Annotated in this window: 14 protein-coding genes and 1 pseudogene; 9 read left to right on the plus strand and 6 right to left on the minus strand. The window is 33.9% G+C overall.

What is annotated here, in order from left to right:
• Nucleotide 1: 1 nt before the first annotated feature.
• From AAGD51_RS05655 to AAGD51_RS05685, 7 genes and pseudogenes are all read left to right on the plus strand, one after another.
• Nucleotides 2-668 (plus strand): annotated as a pseudogene (locus AAGD51_RS05655) (baseplate J/gp47 family protein).
• Nucleotides 669-946: 278 nt separating this feature from the next.
• The gene (locus AAGD51_RS05660) at nt 947-2,113 is read left to right on the plus strand and encodes a phage tail protein (RefSeq protein ID WP_341810413.1); all 1,167 of its coding nucleotides are present in this window, start codon (nt 947-949) and stop codon (nt 2,111-2,113) included.
• A gap of 184 nt (nt 2,114-2,297) precedes the next feature.
• A complete protein-coding gene (locus AAGD51_RS05665; RefSeq protein ID WP_341810414.1) occupies nt 2,298-3,023 on the plus strand; it encodes an ankyrin repeat domain-containing protein in 726 nt (241 codons plus the stop codon).
• Between the two features lie 33 nt (nt 3,024-3,056).
• Nucleotides 3,057-3,530 (plus strand): ankyrin repeat domain-containing protein, encoded by a 474-nt coding sequence (locus AAGD51_RS05670; protein ID WP_341810415.1) that lies wholly within the window; start codon nt 3,057-3,059, stop codon nt 3,528-3,530.
• Nucleotides 3,531-3,564: 34 nt separating this feature from the next.
• On the plus strand, nt 3,565-3,996 hold the full coding sequence (locus AAGD51_RS05675) for a DUF2924 domain-containing protein (protein WP_341810416.1): 432 nt from the start codon (nt 3,565-3,567) through the stop codon (nt 3,994-3,996).
• A 2-nt stretch (nt 3,997-3,998) separates the two neighbouring features.
• Entirely contained in the window at nt 3,999-5,489 is a 1,491-nt protein-coding gene (locus tag AAGD51_RS05680; RefSeq protein WP_341810417.1) for a recombinase family protein, read from the plus strand.
• Nucleotides 5,490-5,520: 31 nt separating this feature from the next.
• Entirely contained in the window at nt 5,521-6,108 is a 588-nt protein-coding gene (locus AAGD51_RS05685; RefSeq protein ID WP_341810418.1) for a hypothetical protein, read from the plus strand.
• 606 nt (nt 6,109-6,714) lie between these two features.
• On the opposite strand, the gene AAGD51_RS05690 is transcribed toward AAGD51_RS05685, so the two are convergent.
• The 6 genes from AAGD51_RS05690 to AAGD51_RS05715 all read right to left on the minus strand — a co-directional run bounded on the left by AAGD51_RS05690 (nt 6,715) and on the right by AAGD51_RS05715 (nt 16,507).
• The gene (locus tag AAGD51_RS05690; RefSeq protein WP_208571703.1) at nt 6,715-7,443 is read right to left on the minus strand and encodes an ATP-binding cassette domain-containing protein; all 729 of its coding nucleotides are present in this window, start codon (nt 7,441-7,443) and stop codon (nt 6,715-6,717) included.
• A 9-nt stretch (nt 7,444-7,452) separates the two neighbouring features.
• A complete protein-coding gene (locus AAGD51_RS05695) occupies nt 7,453-8,292 on the minus strand; it encodes an ABC transporter permease (protein WP_208571534.1) in 840 nt (279 codons plus the stop codon).
• Nucleotides 8,293-8,298: 6 nt separating this feature from the next.
• Nucleotides 8,299-9,225 (minus strand): ABC transporter substrate binding protein, encoded by a 927-nt coding sequence (locus tag AAGD51_RS05700; protein ID WP_208571533.1) that lies wholly within the window; start codon nt 9,223-9,225, stop codon nt 8,299-8,301.
• Nucleotides 9,226-10,417: 1,192 nt separating this feature from the next.
• Complete coding sequence (locus AAGD51_RS05705; protein ID WP_019236548.1) at nt 10,418-13,942, minus strand: cytoplasmic incompatibility factor CifB; 3,525 nt, start codon at nt 13,940-13,942, stop codon at nt 10,418-10,420.
• Between the two features lie 53 nt (nt 13,943-13,995).
• On the minus strand, nt 13,996-15,441 hold the full coding sequence (locus tag AAGD51_RS05710; RefSeq protein ID WP_319606848.1) for a cytoplasmic incompatibility factor CifA: 1,446 nt from the start codon (nt 15,439-15,441) through the stop codon (nt 13,996-13,998).
• 145 nt (nt 15,442-15,586) lie between these two features.
• Nucleotides 15,587-16,507 (minus strand): Rpn family recombination-promoting nuclease/putative transposase, encoded by a 921-nt coding sequence (locus tag AAGD51_RS05715; protein ID WP_264337290.1) that lies wholly within the window; start codon nt 16,505-16,507, stop codon nt 15,587-15,589.
• Between the two features lie 120 nt (nt 16,508-16,627).
• On the opposite strand from AAGD51_RS05715, the gene AAGD51_RS05720 reads away from it, so the two are divergent.
• Nucleotides 16,628-17,539, plus strand: a complete 912-nt coding sequence (locus AAGD51_RS05720) for a helix-turn-helix domain-containing protein (RefSeq protein ID WP_264330403.1) — start codon at nt 16,628-16,630, stop codon at nt 17,537-17,539.
• 170 nt (nt 17,540-17,709) lie between these two features.
• Complete coding sequence (locus AAGD51_RS05725; protein ID WP_264330402.1) at nt 17,710-18,366, plus strand: RadC family protein; 657 nt, start codon at nt 17,710-17,712, stop codon at nt 18,364-18,366.
• The last annotated feature ends 26 nt before the right edge of the window (nt 18,367-18,392 follow it).

Raw genomic sequence — 18,392 nt, forward strand, 5'->3', positions numbered from 1 at the left:
GATGCAGCAGCTAAATATTATTGAAAAGCTGAGTTATGAAGAAATCTTTTCAAGAATGAAGGAAGAATTGGTCCGTAGAGATGAAACCTTTTCAGGATTAGTAGAATCGGATCCAGCAATGAAAGTTCTGGAGGTAGCAGCATGGAGGGAATTGTTACTAAGACAAAGAATAAATGAGGCAGTAAAAAGTAATGTACTGAAGTTTGCAATGGGAGAAGATCTTGATAATTTAGCTGAGTTTTATGGTGTAGAAAGGGAAAAAGGGGAAGATGATGAACGATTTAGAAAAAGAATTAAAGCAAAGATAGTAGGCTCAAGCACGTGTGGAAGCAAGGAGTATTATAGGTATTATGCACTGTCAGCAGATAGTAGAGTAAAAGATGCACTAGTGGAATCACCTATACCAGGGAAAGTACAAATTTCAATCTTATCAACACAATTATCCACAACTGGCATAGTGTCAGAAGAGCTACTAGAAATTGTAAAAAAGCAGGTTACTAGAGATGATATAAGGGTTTTAACAGATACAGTAACAGTAATTGGTTGCAATAGCAAATTTGTTTGTAGAGGGTGTAGAAAACGTAGAATTAATCGAGCCAAGAGAGGATGTTGTGGTTCTGGGGAATGAGTGTGCAGTGCTTGGCTACGTCAAGTTAGATAGGATTTAAAACGTATTTTTTTGTTTTGTGGAATCGTACCAGTGAGGGGATTGCGTGCAATAAGTGGTTTAAGGTTTACTGGATCCAATGTTAGGGAGAGGAAAGTATTGATTTTCTTCCAGAAGTTGTAATTTGTTTTTTAAAGTATGGATAATATGGTCAAATATTAAGGAAAGTGTTTTTGATATTAAGAACATCTTTATTTTTGATCAGTTCTGGAATGATCTCTTGCTTACTCATAAGCTACCTAAATAAAGGGAATTAAAGCAACTTGAAAGAAAAGACAAATGAAAAGTTTATTACCGCCAAACGCAACAAAGCAAGAGCAAGCACTGGTTGATGCAATAGATTATAAGGTTGATCTAAGCTGTATCAAAGGATTTAAGTTTAATCTTAAAGAAGAAACATTGCTGTGGTTGATTGAGGAATATGAATTGGGGGAAATACTACGTTGGATAAAGGATAAAAGAAAAGCCGTAGTAGAAGGAGTAAAATTTCAAAGACTGAGAGGAACTCCAGCATCACTAAAAATAGCACTAAAATGGGCAAATATAGAAGATATTAAAATTATCGAAGAACCACCTGGTAAACATTTTTTTGAACTGCAGATAGGGATAAAAGATGTTCCAAATAACTTTTTTGTGGATGCAGTAGTAGAACTTGCAAAACTATCGTTACCAGCAAGATCGCGGCTAATGAGGATTTTCAATAATCACTACAACGTTGATAGGTTTATTTTAGATGAAAGCTTTTTTGGAAGTTTGTTATCAGATTACTCAGGAATAAAAATTGAAAAAGCTGGACCAGTACTGTCATTTGGTAGAAAGAACACATTTGAGCTAAAAAGCTTAAATCCAAATTTTAAGTTTAGCACTTTTCGGATTCATTATGAGCAAGCATTTAGTAATGACATATATCGATTAGATGTAGCAGTACTTGGGGAAACAGAAACTCATACAAAAGATTACAAAGGCATCTATGAAAGGAGTCATCAGTGGTACAATTTAAAAGCACTATATCCATTACCACAAAGTTTATTACCAGAAATAAAGTTTGCGAAAGCGCAAGTTATATTATCGGACAGTTGGAATTTGGGAGAAATAAATGCGTGCTTTCCAGTAAGTAGCGTAGAAGAAAAAGGAAATAAATTTTTACTAGGGGATAGCAAATTATCTGAAGAACTGTGGAACTTAAAGTATAAGCCAATTTTAGAAAGGTTTAGCGTTACTCACCACTACAAGGTAGAAGATTTTACCAACCAGAAAGTTATAAGATTTGGTTTAGCAGAACATAATGTTCATTATGAAAGCGAATTAAATTCAGAGCAAAAAGATTCGATACACGAATTAGAAAATTACATTTTAGTATTTTACCCAGGAGTACTGAAGTGGCACGAACATCGACATTTGAACAGAAGTTGGAAAAATAGCCAAGTAATATCTATAATAAGTTAAGTACTTATATTTATATCCTCATATATTATATTAATAATAGGTTAAAGTGTATGAAATAAACAGAAAAAGACTTGCTTTTTCATGCCAAAACGCACATAACTTAAATAGTAGCAAGTAAACAAAAAAAATTGATCTTGCACTAAAGAGAGCGAAATTGGCGTATGTTTTTATAGTGAGGTATGTAATGAGGTTTAGCAAGGAAAAGAGAGAAGCTTTTAATAAGTCATTTTATGAATTATTAGAGAACTCGTTTAAGAATATTAATGAAAAAGATGAAAAAGGGGAAACAGTATTGCACCATGCAGTAGAAATCTCCGATTGCAAAACAGTGAAGTTATTAATAACAAAAGGAGCGGACATCAATGCAAGAGATAAAAAGGGTTATACACCACTGCACTGCGCAGTATTTGCGAGAAGTTTAGAAAATGTAAAAGTGCTGATAAGGGGAGGAGGAGAAATAAATGCCACTAAATATATCAACGGATGTACGCCACTGCACTCTGCATGTAGGCTAGGGGCAGGTATTGCAATAATAAAAGAGCTAGTAAAAGCGGGAGCTGCAGTTAATCAACTGGATAAATATGGTGCAACACCAATGTATTATATATGGGAGAGTGAAAGGTATGGCCTATGGGATAATGGAGAGAATGAAAAGGCGAGGAAATTTCTGGGAAAGCAAGGTGGAATAACAAAAAGTAGAAAACTGACGTGCTATGGAATAGAGGGTCTAGTGGGAGAAATAGCAGATATGTTGGATAGGAGCTATTTACCTGAGTTAAAAATAATAGAGATAGAAGAAATAAGAAAGAGAGATAAGGGGCTAATAAGGGAAGAGTGTAAAAATTTAGCGAGCAAGATAATGAGCCAAGTGAATGAAATGATAGATGAGGTGGTGAGAAGGAAGGCTTAGGGGTTTAAATTTAAAGAAAAGGTGAGGTAAATTATGAGTAAAAAAGAGAAAGAGAAGTCAGCAAAAGAATTATTAGAGAACTCATGTAAAAATATTTATGAAAGAGACGAGAATGGAAGAACAGTTCTACATTATGCAGTAGACGCAAAAACAGTGAGGTTATTAGTCGAAAAAGGAGCGAATGTGAATGCAGCAGATGTGAAAGGATATACGGCACTGCACCTAGCGGTAGGGGAAAAACGTCTAGAAACCGTGAGAGAATTGATAAAATCAGGAGCAGACGTAAATGCTGAAGAATATGGAAATAAATGCACGCCGCTACACCTTGCATGTATGGTAGGAGAAAAAGAAATAGTGGAGGAACTAGTGGAAGCAGGAGGAGAAATAGAGCAAGAAGATAAGTTCGGAATGACAGCAATGGATTATGCGAAAAATAGTAAAGAGATAACCGAGGTGTTAAAGAAAGAAATAAAGAGAATTGAAAAGTTTTTTAAAAAGCAAAGGTAGCAAAGAGGAAAACCTTCTATGAGAGGCTAAAGATATGGAAAAAGAAACAGAAAAGAAAGTAATGAATTTAGAGAAAGAGTCATTAGAAGGGCTGAGGAAAATATGGAAGAAGGTATATGGAGAAGAAGCGCCTAGATACTCAAAGAAATATCTGATACCAAGATTAGCTTATAGAATGCAGGAAAAAGCGTATGGAGAAATGTCAAGAAAGGGGACAAAAAGACTAGAGTATCTGGCAGATCGGATAGAGAAGGGAAAAAGAATAAGTAGCGATAAATTACCAGTAGAAGGTACAGAATTAATACTAGAGAGAGGTGAGGAAACGCATGCGGTAATGGTAACAGATAAGGGTTTAATCTACAGAGAAGAATTTTACACATCATTATCAGCAGTAGCCGGAAAAATAATGGGAATGAGCTACAACGGACCTTTATTATTTGGGATGCGTGATAAAAATGGAAGTTGAAAATGCTAAAAGAAGTAAGATGTGCGATATATACGAGAAAATCAAATGAAGACGGACTAGAACAAAAGTTTAACAGTCTTGATGCCCAGCGAGTAGCATGTGAAAAGTACATAAAGAGCAGAGAAGGCTGGGTAGCATTGGCCAAAAGGTACGATGATGGCGGATATTCAGGGAAAAATTTAGAAAGACCAGCGATAAAGGAATTATTTGAAGATGTTAAAGGAGGAGAAGTAGATTGTGTAGTAGTGTACACACTAGACAGACTATCAAGGGAAACAAAAGATAGCATAGAAGTGACGTCATTTTTTAGAAGGCACCGAGTAAATTTTGTAGCAGTAACACAAATATTTGACAATAATACGCCAATGGGAAAATTTGTACAAACGGTATTATCAGGAGCAGCACAATTAGAAAGGGAGATGATCGTAGAAAGGGTAAAAAATAAAATAGCAACATCAAAAGAGCAAGGGTTATGGATGGGAGGAACTTTGCCGCTAGGGTATGATGTAAAAGATAAAGAATTAATAATAAATGAGAAAGAAGCAAAAACAGTAAAGCATATATTTGAAAGATATTTGGAGCTGAAGTCAATGGCAGAACTGGCAAGGGAATTGAATAGTCAAGGTTACAGAACGAAAGCAGATATCTTTAAAAAAGCGACGGTGAGAAGAATAATAACAAATCCAATATATATGGGAAAAATCAGGCATTATGAGAAAGAGTATGAAGGAAAGCATGAAGCAATAATAGAAGAGGAAAAGTGGAAAAAAGCACAAGAATTAATAAGGAATCAACCATATAGAAAAGCAAAATATGAGGAAGCACTGTTAAAGGGAATAATTAAGTGCAAGAGCTGTGATGTAAATATGACGCTAACGTACTCAAAAAAAGAGAATAAAAGGTATCGATACTACATATGTAATAATCACTTAAGGGGAAAGAATTGTGAATCAATAAATCGAATAATAGTTGCTGGAGAAGTGGAAAAAGAGGTAATAAAGAGAGCAGAAGATTTATATGAAAAATGGGGAGAAAAAGCGGAAGAATGGAAAAATTTAAGTTTTGGAAAGCAGAAAGAAGTAGTAAAAAAGTTAATAAAAGGAGTAATGGTAAAAGAAGATGGAATAGAGGTGAGTTTAGAGGATAAGGTGGAATTTATACCAATGTGGTTAAAAAAGAAAGGAAACAAATGCACAGTAGTAGAGCCAGAAGGAAAAACAAACAATGCGTTACTTAAAGCAGTGGTAAGAGCCCATTCCTGGAAACGTCAACTAGAAGAAGGAAAATATAGAAGTGTGAAGGAACTGAGTGCCAAAATTAATATAGGTACAAGACGAATACAGCAAGTTTTAAGGTTGAATTATTTAGCACCAAAGATTAAAGAAGATATAGTAAATGGGAGACAGCGAAGGGGTTTAAAGTTAGCTGACTTGAGGGAAATACCGATGCTGTGGAGTGAGCAGGTAGAAAAATTTTATGGATTAGCGATGTAACGTTTATAAAAGTAACAAGGAGAAAAACATCATGAGAACACCGAAGAAAATATGGAGAGGTATTACCAGAAAGTTAAAAAATAGAAAAGATACCACTACTGCAAAAGAAGCTGTCATAGAGGAATCAAGGAACTCTAATATTCCAGAAGAAGTTGAGGTAAAAGAGATCGCTAATGCTGATAAAGCTGCAGAAATTGACACTCAGCTATGTAAAAATATCAATAAAAATAGTGATAATATTAATATATCTCAGCCTACATGTGAAACCAGCGAAAAGATTCAAGATGCTCCAATAGAGACGTCCAATGTACCCAATGACTTTCCTTCAAATGAAATAAAGCCATGTGATGCTGTGGAAGAGAAATCATCAACAAAAACAACGCAGCAAAGACAAGCAATCCTGGCTGGTGTTGTTGGTGCGGTATTATTGGTAAGTTGTGTTGCATCTTATCTACTGATTGAATATTCCAAAGTACACGTTATAGCGGTAATTGGCGGGATTATTGGGTTGGTTTGTATGGGTTTTGCCCTGTATAATGCTATAAAGCCCAATACCCAGCTCGAGAAAGTGGAAGATATTCAGTCTTCTTTAAATCCAGCGTATACTCAAAAACCATAAGTGCCAAGATAACTTCTCTAAAAAATCTCTTAAATTATTAACCTAATATCACTTACCTTAGCCCCACTGTCATTTTTTCTTAATTTGAGCTTATGGAGCCTTTAACATTCTACTCCATTTATTAAGAGTCTAACAAATTAGAGAAGATAACAATAAAAAGTACACCAAATATTATATAGACAAACACCATAACAAAGCCCCATTCTTAGCCCACCGCATTAAAACTATTACTCTTCTCTGGCTTTTTTGATTGTTTACTTCTGCCTTACCATAACCATGCTCAAGTTTTAAAATACCTTCACTTAATACGCTTTCCCCAGCTTATAGAAATATTATGTATAGTAGATAGAAAACCAATGCAAGCATAATTTTTCTAACTTTTGTATTTTTTAAACTTCACTGACATTGATGCTTCTACTTTTAATTAGCTACACCTGCCAGTAACAACATTGTGCCTATTTACCGCCATCAAATGCAAAGAGATGATACTCTACTTAAAAGCATTTGCCCCTTTTTATCAGCTACTTTTCCTTAACTTGACGCGTATGCTTTTTTGAATATTCCAAAAGTAAAGCTACAACCATACTTACTAATAAATCAATTTTGTTATAGAGAGTTCAAAATTTCTTTTAACTCTTTTAAGTAAAAATTAAAAGATTTTACTTTATCTATTACTATTCGCCCATTATCCAATACTATAATCCTTTTGCCATAATTTACAGCATCCTCTAAATTATGAGTTATCATTACTGAAGTGATGTTATGTTCTTCTATTACTTTAGCTGTTATCGCAATAATTTCTTTAGAAGCTTTCGGATCTAAACTTGCTGTATGTTCATCCAGAAATAAAATTTGAGGTGGATGACTAATTGCAAGGGCTAATAAAATAGCTTGTTTCTCTCCTCCAGAAAAATTATTTATCGGTTGATTTAAAAGAGATAAAAATTTTTTAGGGGCATAGGTTTTAGAAATTACTTCTTTACTTGTAAAACGCTCATTCTTTGGGAACCTACTTTCCCATAGAAGAATATTTTCTTCCAGAGTTAATTCAGTAAATAATCTATCTTCAGCTTTTTGGGTTAAAGTAACAACCATAAAAGCCTTTTGGATAGGTAAGATTTTATCAATAGGTAATTGATTTAAAAATACTTCTCCTTTCGTTGGTGCAAGATAGCCGGCTAGTATTTTAGCTAAGGTAGATTTACCGCTTCCATTGGCCCCAAGTAACACTACAAATTCACCTTTGTCAATATTAAGGGTAGTATCATAAATTATTGGTTTATCACGGTTCGTTACTTTAAACTCAATTTCTTTAGCATATAAATAAGATTCCATATTTTTTCTTTATCCATAATTCCTATTGCGTTGCAAGGATATAAATAATATTACCCCTAAAACAAGCTTCAAATTTACAGGATCAATTCCTATATGCAATATGCTGCTAAGGCTTACAAAGTAAAAAAATATTCCGACAAAACATGCAATTACTTGCATAAAAATATGAAAATACTGAGGATTACCTCTAAAAATATGTAATCCGATGACAATAGCTCCAACACTAGTAAGCGCAAGTCCTATTCCCATATTAATATCCGCAAATCCATTTACTTGAGCAGCAAGCGCACCTGTTAGAGCCGCGAATCCATTACTTAATGCAAGACCTATAGTTCGATAAACTTCCGGTCTTTTCCCTAAAATACCCAATAAATTTTTATTATAGCCAAATGCTCGAAGTAATAATCCTAACCTTCCATTTAGTAAAAATACTAGTGATATAATGATAATACAATTGATTATAGTTAGTGGAATCAACCAATTTTCTAAATTAAATAATGATAAGATCGTTGGCGTTCCTAATATTGATATATTATGGCGTCTAAGTATTCGCAGATTAACCGAATATAGCATAAAGCTTGCAAGTATTCCGGCTATTAAACTATCAATACGGTCATTTTTTTGCATAAAACTAACTATGCTTCCAACTATCATACCTGCAAGCATACTAAATATTAATGCTGGAAATAGCCCAAAATCAATGGTACGGGCAAATATACCGGCCCCTAAAACATAAGTACCATCAACAGTTAAATCTGTAATTTTCATAATTTCATAACTTATATACATCCCCAAAATAAGAGGTAGTATTAAAAAGGACTGTTCTAACGCTATAAATAGTATGTCCATTATTTGTTACTCAATTTCTATACGCTGAAATGGTAAAGAAGATATTTCAAGTTTAGTTAGAATCTTTTGTCTAGAAAATGATTTAGAATTAATAAAGAGCATTAAACTATCCATAAGCTTAAAAGGAATATTTTTAGGGAGAATGCCGTTTAAAACATCTTTGGCAATTAATCCACTATTAACTCCAATTTCCTTTTCTCGTACCCCTATTGCTATAGTTGCACCGTCAATTACTGACCCTTCATCTGAAGCAATTATAGGAATTGATCTATTATCCGCTTCTTGTTTTAAGATATTTATGCCACTTGCTAGTAAATGATCCTTTAAGATTAGAAAAGCTTGCGTATTTTTAGGGCTATTTTTTACCGCTAGCGGGAGATCAGTCAAGTTATTTATCATCATTTTATGGAGAACAATATTATTTTTTTCTGCATATAATTTTAATTCTTTTACTGCAGGTGCTACTTTTTCACTACTACTATATAATAATGTTATATCATACAACGATGGTAGTTTATCAACTAACTTTATTATCGATATTTCATCATTAACCCCGGTCACCAAGGGATGATTTTTGTTATTTATTGCTGCAGCTACACAAACGATAGGTTTATTTTTTATATGAGAAATAGTCATTAGAGAGGTAGAAGAACCAATAGGCATGAGTATGTCTTGCTGCTGCATTTGCTTAATTATTGTGAGTAAAACATTAGGATCCCCATGAGCATTTTTAACTGTAATTTTAACACTCTGGTCTTGCAACGATTCTTTAATTCCATTAACAATCTGAGTCATTGCTTCATGTTCAAGAGGTACAATAATACCAATATTTTTATGATTAGCATAAACTGCAACAGTAAAAAACAGGACAGATAGAAACGCTAAAAGATACTTCTTATAATAGAAAGCTTTAAAAATGACGGAAAACAACATCGTGATACCCTATAAAAACTACAATTCAAACAAAGCCTAAAATTGATGTAAAATTATTTACGCCAACGCCATCCTTGATTTAAATTATTAATTTCTACAGATATCATATATATAAATTCTATTATTATATAACTAAGTCTAATATGTTTTAAATATAATGTCAATTATATTTGAAGCAGTGAAAATAGCATTAGAAACATACTGCGAATTAGCGTCGTAAAGGATTTAATTATTTACTTTCCCCAAAAACACAAAAATAGTACGTATATTTACGAGAACGCGTTGCGTAAAAATAGGGTTGTAAAAATAAAAGCTTGAAATTGTTACAACAAAATTAGGCAAACCAGTTCGTACGTAGATTTAGCGAAAGTGATCCAATATAGCTGGTTTTAGCTTACAGTGAAATTACCATATAAAAAAGTTCGTAGGGTACACATGGTAGTCCAATCCATACCAAAAAAACTTGTTCTCACCGCACTTGGTTTTGAGCGCTGAAAATGGTTGATTTACTTGAGATATTAATAATATAGTTTACTGAATTAATAGTAATTCATTTGAGAATAAAAAGAAAAATTTATGATAATTTTACATTTCAAATCGATATTGTTCTTTTTATAAAAAATATTCCTATACTGCGCAAGGTCAAGTTTTAACCACATCAATTTTTCTTTCAAATTAAATCTTATCTTTTACAATGGGTCTTACGTTTAAATTATTTGATACCCAAAATTAAGGAAGCCATTTTAAACGGCACACAACCTCAGCATCTAAAACTAGCTGATTTGAAGGAAATATCACTCTCATGAGAGGAGCAAATGAAGGTGCTTTACGGACAAGAGTCTTAATAATAGTCTTCTATATTATTGTTAATAAACACCACCATAAAATATCTTACTATTACCCACAAATAAAAACATAGTATTGTATTTACTCAAATAATTTAATTTTATTAACCTGAAAGCTTATTGGATTAAAATTATTAAACTAAGAGTTATAATTTTAGCAACTAAAAGCTGTAAATTGCACCATATAAACAGTTATTTCAAGCAAAAGTTATGCCATTAAGAGCTACGCAACAAACATTTATATTTGTGGGTAATAGTAAGATAAAATATGCAGAAACAACCTAGAAGACCGATTACAACCAATGCGTAAATATAGAGTAAAGAAAACTTCATCCACCTATTAACTTCTACCTACTACCTCTACTATTGCTATGGTTATAAACTCTACTCACTCCATCAATTTTATCTAATGCAGACTGCGGGTTACCAAAATCAATTGATATCACTCTTTCTCCGCCTAATTGTAATGCTCCTCCACCTCCACGCTGTGGGTATTGGAGTCCTAAAAATTGTAATAGTAATGGATCAATTTCATGTTGAATTCCTGGATGATCTTGAATCAGTCTACCCCTAGGAGAAGATAGAGGATCATTTTGGAATAATTGTGAAATATTTCTTCTCCGATTTTTAAAGTATTGTTCATTTCTTTGAGATTGTCTAGTGTCATTTCCAATGCCTACACTAAGAAGACCACGTATATAACCTATAATACCCTCACCTTTCTCTCCAAAGTTATTATTTCCCTGTAAAGCTTGATCAATAGCTTGGTTAATATCCCTAGCATTTTCGTATACCCATATGCCACAATTATGGCCATCTGTTTGCTGATGAACGGAAACATTATGGACATTATCATCGTTAATATCACATTCTCTTAAAGCTCCTCGAATATTATTGTCAATACCACTATCTGGACCAAGTGAATCAGCATAATACCCATAATAATTTCCATTTTGGTGTACAATAACTAATGTAACCCAATGACGATTACCTACATTAATAATAGCAATTAATCTATCTTTTTCACCCGAATCTACTTTTTGTTTAAAGTTAGCTATGTGACTACTTAATAAGCCCCTACCTGTTGGATCATTTTGATTTCCATCGACTCCTACTGAAGTTATTGTAAAATCATGACGATTATTAGTTGGATTAGATCGATCATCATAGAAAGTATATTGTTGTGCAGCGAAAAACATGTCATGAGTTTGTAGCCAATAACGATAATTTTGATTATCTGTTGCAAAGTCTAGTGCAAGTAGATCATGCACATCTTCTATCTCACGAGCGTTGTTTCTACGAAGGATAGCATTTATTTGTTGTAATATTCCTTGTGCTGTAGGAGTACCACCTCCCCTTATTCTTGACTTTAATGTTTCTATTACCTGTGCTCTAGTACCTTGCAAGTAACTAAACGGAACATGTAGATTGTCGCCTATATCAAGCAAAAAAATCGAATTTTGTCCTGGTGCTTTTTCTTCGTAAAAACGCCTAAAGTTTTCACGAGTCTGATCTGATAATAGACCTTCTGGTGGATTCTCATCAATAACACTTTCAGGTCCCACTAATCCTCCTGGTCTTGAACCGCGAACATGACGATCAAGCTTGTGTACATACTCTTCTCTTCCTATCCCTTCTGGGAAAAGTATAAGATTACCTGCTTCGCGTGCATCTCTATTAAACACAATAGGAAACAAAACCACCTCATTTCCAGAAGTAATAGGTATAAATCCTCTGTGTTGTTTCTTAAGTCTTCCGATTTCTTGTCTCGCATCATTTTGCTGTTGTCCTACTTCTTCTGCATTATTAGCAAGTCTTAACACATATCCAATTGGGTGAGTATCTAGGTCATTCTCTCTAGGTTGTCTTAATAATAAAAGATCTAATCTCTGTTCTGTAATTCTTGTGAGTATTACCCTTTCTCCTTCTTCTTCCTGCCCCCTTTTTAAACTATATGTTTGACCAACTTTATACATAGCAAGCACTTTATAAGGATTATCACTAGCATAAAATGTACCATGTAGTATAGAACGGAACTTATCCTCACTATTAACATTTATTGTATCCACAAGCGGCATCAATGCTCCAGAGATCTCTTGAAATAATCCTCTATGCTGAGCTATATTTTTCCAGCCATCATTCACAACTTGATTTAAAGTATTATGTACATTTTCAGTATTGGGCACTTGTACAAGATCACCAGCAAGAAAATTATTTGCATTATTATTTTGGTAATCGTGATATAAACCAAGGTCATTTGGTAGATCAATATCTAGTTCAAGTTGATTATTAAGTGTGCATGAAACTTCCCACACATGAACATCATTTCCATTAACATTAAGAGTCTGTAAATTGATGGCTCCTTGTTGTTGCGCATCGTGAGCTCTAATATGAAGTATAACTATATCAGAACCTTCAGCATGAAAGACCATAGTTAAACATCTTAAACCCTCATCACCATGTCTAAATATGTACTTTGTTATAGGTGCTTCGTCTTCCTCTTCTAGTTCTAAAGGGTGCCTATCAAAAGCACTACTTCCAAAAGCAAAGCCAGTTATGCAATCAAATATTCTATTATAATTCTCTGCATTTCTTGGTATTTCAGCAGGAAGATGGTGAAGCAAGAAATCTCTAACATTTTCTCTAATGCCTTCATTCTCCAAACACTCAAATAATCTTTGTACTAAAGGAAATCTATCCTGTTGAAGTTCTACTGTATCAACACTAAAAGGATCTAGATCTAAATTAAAATTTAATCCAACACAGACAGTATTTCTTGATTCAGTATGGATAGGTATAAATGAAGAAGTGTGTAACCTTCCAGCGTAGCCTATGGCACAGTTTAATGTAACATCTGACGGTGTGTCAAATATAGCAAGATTAATAACAATAGGAATATTTTCTCTTTCTGCTTGATGACGTACAAGAAATGCAACATGTGTGTTTCTAGGAGATAAATCAAGATCGATGCCTATTGTGTAGCGATGACTAAAATTTGCTAAGAAACCTAATAAAAACCCGTGACCCTCAAATCTTTGATTGCGATTTTCAATATTATTTTCCAGTACTTGTCTGTAATTATTATAGATGTCAGTTATGTATGGCAAAATTTCTCTGCGTATTCTATCTCTTACATCTTGTCTTCTATCACTCGCTAGCATTTCCATAAAATTATCAATTCCTTGTTGACCCTGTGCTACTTGCGCAAAATTGACCAACCTACCAAGTTGTCTACGCTGATTTTGATTGAGTTGTCTTCCTTCTATTTCCTTAATTGTTAGTCTGTGATCTCCTAAGAGCCGTCTAATAAGATTGATTTCAGATGCTGAATATTTGGCAAATTTATCCCTACCTTGACGATCTTTTTCACGAATTACCTCGAATACCGTTGCAATTGCCTCTCCCTGACTCTTGCCCTTTCCGTGCATGCATACTTTGTATTGCTCAAAATTTAGGTCTTCTTCCCTTAAATTTGGATTTTGCCGTCTAATCTCTTGTACTAGAGCATTTCTCTCCCTTGTACTGAACCTCAACCCATCACTATTAGGACGATCAGAAATACTGTAGCATCTGACAACTTGCTGTCCGTCACGATAAACAGCAACTTTTAGGTTTGCCGTATTTCGATTTTCACCATTACGTGGATTAACACCATGGTTATCAAAACGAAAATAGACTCTCTCATTTGCATTTAAGATATTAGCATCATGTGCAGTAGAAAACATACTAAAAAAGAATACAGGAAGGAAACGACCTGCACTTACATGATACAAGAAAGATGGACATTGATCTAAAAAAGATTCAAATCCTTGTCTGAATCCTTCAAGATCTCCATCCACCAAACTCCTAATAAGTCCATCACCATTACTCATACAAAATACCCCTTATTTACTACGACCAGAAACACCAAGAGTTCATAAGTGGATTACTTATTACCACTAAGCGTAAAGACGCTTTTTTTCTTATAAGAAGAAACACCACTTACACTAGGAGTTCCAAGCTCAGACTGCGGACTATCATCAACTGGCAAAGTTGTTTTCTTACTACCATGAGCTTTAGATCGTGATCGCAAATTACTGCAAGGACCATCACCTACAGGACCAGGTGGTAAAATTGTTTTCTCTAACTCAGAGAATAATTCTTCTGCAAACAGACCGTAATCTACATTTACTCTTTTACCTTCCCTACCGCATAATCTAAGGTCTCTTATTATTAGTTTTTTAAAGAGCTCAAACTTTTCAGGAAAGCAATCTTTGGCAAATGACATCATATCTAATATTTCTTTTTTCTCTATTTCTTTTTCTTCATCAGTCTTATAAATGTCTTCTCGTCTCCAATTGACTATTAACTCTGCAAATACACCACTTGTAGGAACTGTATAATTAGAAGTATTAACAGCAGCTTTTCTGTATTGATACAAGCTACCACATTCCCAAAATTCCATAATAAGAGATCTAGCTTGAACATTTGATTCAGGATTTTTCAACATCACATCTGAAAGAGAGGAAAGAAAAAGCTCATAGTCTCGCTGTGAGAATATTTTGTCCGAACAGTCTCCTCTTGCTGAAACTTCTTTATAACACCAGCACTGTACCAAATCATGAACCGTATCAAAAAAACATGACTCTATTAATTCAGCAAAAAGGGAATATACTCCTTTATCTTTCTGTGATAATTTCTGTAAAAGAGTATCTTTATCGACTATCTTATTTACACAAAAATCTAAAATAGGGGCGTCTTTCTCAACAGATTGAACGCGAGAAAGAGCAAGAATAGCTTCTGTGAGCTTCTTTTCCTTATCTTCTTCTTTTAAATGATTATAAAAATACTCTACCCCTTCACTCCACTTAAGTTTTACAGCACTGTCAAAACCTTCTACTGCATCATACTTCTTTAATTCCCCAGATTCTCTATCGATCCAGAAATCAAATACAGGACCTTTCCTCTTTATGCTATCTAGTAACGAGTTTCGTACGTATTTGCCAAATTCAGTTTCAGTTTTACCATCAAATGCACCAGGAGGAAACTTGTTCCTATAAGATTCAAATCTTTTTTGAAAGAGAGGATGAATTTTATCCACTACACAGTAACTACAAGCCATCTCATATTTGCGAAGTGGATTATCTATTCCACCTATTTTTTCTTCAGTAAACCTTTGACCTAAAGCAGCATTATCCAACCTTACACCTGACCAGCAACCTTCATCTTGAAATACATTGTGCAAAAACTTCAACTTATCACCCTTAAAGTATTTTATGTGCTCCATAAAGTTATCTTGAAGGACTCCCACCCATCTCTTGATAGCTGACTTCCTCCCGGCAACAACTGCTGGATCTGGATGTTTAATAGCTTCCTGTAATTTTTTGGACATCGTAGCCCGAAGCTCTTTCTGTGTTGGCATTATCCCCCCTATTAAGTATTAACAGTGTCATGTAAAAAAGGCATTATACAGAAATTAGAATGGATTGCAATATTAAAATTACCAGAATAGAGGGTTTAATAAAAAAACGTTATGGCTAAAACTTCTTTTCTTGAATTTTCTCAATATAATCAACAGAAAGACCAGTAGTTTGAGTTATAATGTCAATAGAAACTCCTGCTTTAAGTAGATTCTTTGCAACCTCAATTTTCTCTGCTTTTCTGCCTTTTTCATGGCCGATTTGGATGCCTTCTTGTCTACCTTCTTGTCTACCTTTTTGAGTGGCATCATCGAGTTTTTGAGCGAGGACAGCCTGTTCATCACGAATACGCTTTATCTCTTGTTCATAGGCTATAAATTCTTTTTCTGACCAGTTGAACCTATTTAATTCTTCATACGCTCTTTTAATTATTAGATCACTTCCTATTATTCTCTCTAGCTCTTCTTCACTAGTTTCATCTGCATATCTAAAGAAGTAGACCCATTTTTCAACTATACTTGAAAGCTGATCTTCTTTTGTTTTTGGAAATTTAGGCAACTCAATAAATATAAAGTAAAAATCTTTTAGATCACGTTCATTAGTATCTTCATCGCGAATAGTATGCTTTGATTTGTACTCAGACTTATCAGGAAATAAAATACAATCTGCTATAGCAATAAAGATAATTTCCTTAAGGTCCTGGTATTGATCACCTTTATCGGCTTGTCTTGAATAGGCTTTAGCAGCATAGTATTGGGCACGTTTCTCGAAGCCTTTGGTTTTAGCGACCTGCATTTCAATAATCCATTGCACCCCCGTGGAATCTCTACATAATACATCAACAATGCTTTGCTTTTTAGAGGCAATATCAGGGTCTTGAATAGTACTTAAAAACTCTATATCCTTTATTTCATTTTTGCCAGTAAAACCCAGAATATCATTGAGAAAGTGAATGAGGATGTCTTTATTCTTTTCAGTGCCAAAGATACGGCGAAATGCGACATCATTCTTGGGATCCAGAAACTTCGAGAGAGCCATAGCAAGAGTACCTAAAAAGCATTAATAATTATACACAATTCTGAAGAAATATTCAACTAAAATGCAAACATAGAAGTTTTTGTATATCTTTGTTTGGTAGTATTAACATGTATAATATTTATGGCAAACATCTCAATAAGGTATCAGATAGCACAAAAAGTAAGGAACTGGAGGTTAAAGCGAGGATATACTCAAAAAGATTTAGCGAAGAAAGTCAGTGTAACGTATCAAGTAGTACTACAATATGAAAAAGGAACACGTAAAATTTCGATTGAAAAGTTGTATGCTATAGCAGAGATATTGTCGATTGGTATTGTAGACCTAATTCCTGTATCAAATGAAAAAATCTGTCTTGAAGATGAGGGAGAAGAAATACTAAATCTAGTAAGAGAATATAAAAAGATTAATGATCAGGAATTACGTAGAATGTTTTGTTTACTAACCAAATTTGTTCAAGTTAGTGAGAAAAATAGTAAAAAAACGGAGAGAATAAAAATTGCAAAAGGTCTTATTAAAGCAGGAGTTTCTGTTGATACTGTTTCAAAAACAATTGGTCTGTCTGCTGATGAATGTGTTGAAGAAAAAACGGGTTCTATCTACTACCAAATAGGAAAAAAGATAAAGGAGTGGAGGGCAGTACGGGAGTATACTCAAAAGGATTTGGCTGAGAAAATGGATACAACACGTGATGAAATAAGCAACTATGAGCAAGGACGTGTGGCCATTCCACTGGAAAAATTATATGCAATAGCAGAAACATTATCAATTAGCATTACAGATCTGCTCATAGAGGAAGATGAGATAGTAGAAAGTGAGCTACCTGATTTAATAAAAGAATACAAAAAAATTGAGAGTCAAGAATTACGCTATGCGCTAATAAAATCTCTGTTTGAAAGCATACAAATTTGTGAGGAGAAAATTAGAGAAGAAGAAAGAATCAAAATTGCAAAAGATTTAGTAAAAGAAGGAATTTCTGTTGATATTATTTTGCAAGCGGTAGGCATCTCTTTGAACGAAATTCAACAAATTTAAAATAAAAAATCATTATATATTAATATTTTTACTTCTTAATGAAAAAACAAGTAAAAAAGATTGAAAAATTGATTTGACTTCACTCGAAAGCTATGGCTCTATGCCAATGCTGATAAAAAAACAGCAGTAAATATTTAAAAAAAGTTTGTTGTTAGTGAAGGGTAAATTATATGAATAAAAGTAAAGAAGAAATCGAATTCAGAATATTAGAAAGCAAAGGCAAAGCACTACTTGATCGTGAAATAATGGAAACGTTTTTAAGTGCAGTACATGAAAGACCACAAGCTCAAGAAATTGCTAAAAATCTGGTGAACACTTATACGGGAGTAGGAAGGATTTTAGGCCGAGAAATGGATGACCTGAAAGTTATAGAAGGAGTAACTGATTCTGCAGTAGCAATGATTATGTGTGTTAAGGAAACACTAGAAAGGGTACTGAAAGAAAAGCTTAAGAGTGAGCCAATAATGGACTTACAAGGGCTAGTAGAGTACTTAAACGTAAGTATAGGTCATGCAGAGAGGGAATGTGTAAAAATACTGTACTTGAATAAAAGGCGTCAACTAATTGGAGAAGAATCCTATATTGGTGAAATGGAAAAAGCACCAGTATACATAAAGGAAATTATAAGAAAAGCATTAATAAAGAATGCAACATTAGTAATAATGTCACACAACCATCCTGGGGGACGCTTAGAACCATCAGAAGAAGATCAAGAAGTAACGAAGAGCTTAGCAGCAGCATGTAGTACTGTAAGCGTTAGGTTATTTGATCACATTATCATCACAAGTGGTGGCTATTTTAGCTTTAGAGAAAACGGATTGTTATAGCAGAAAGTATTTGCAAATCTACTCAC

It is taken from the genome of Wolbachia endosymbiont (group A) of Volucella bombylans (genome assembly GCF_964026965.1).
In the GTDB taxonomy this organism is placed as follows: Bacteria; Pseudomonadota; Alphaproteobacteria; order Rickettsiales; family Anaplasmataceae; genus Wolbachia; species Wolbachia pipientis.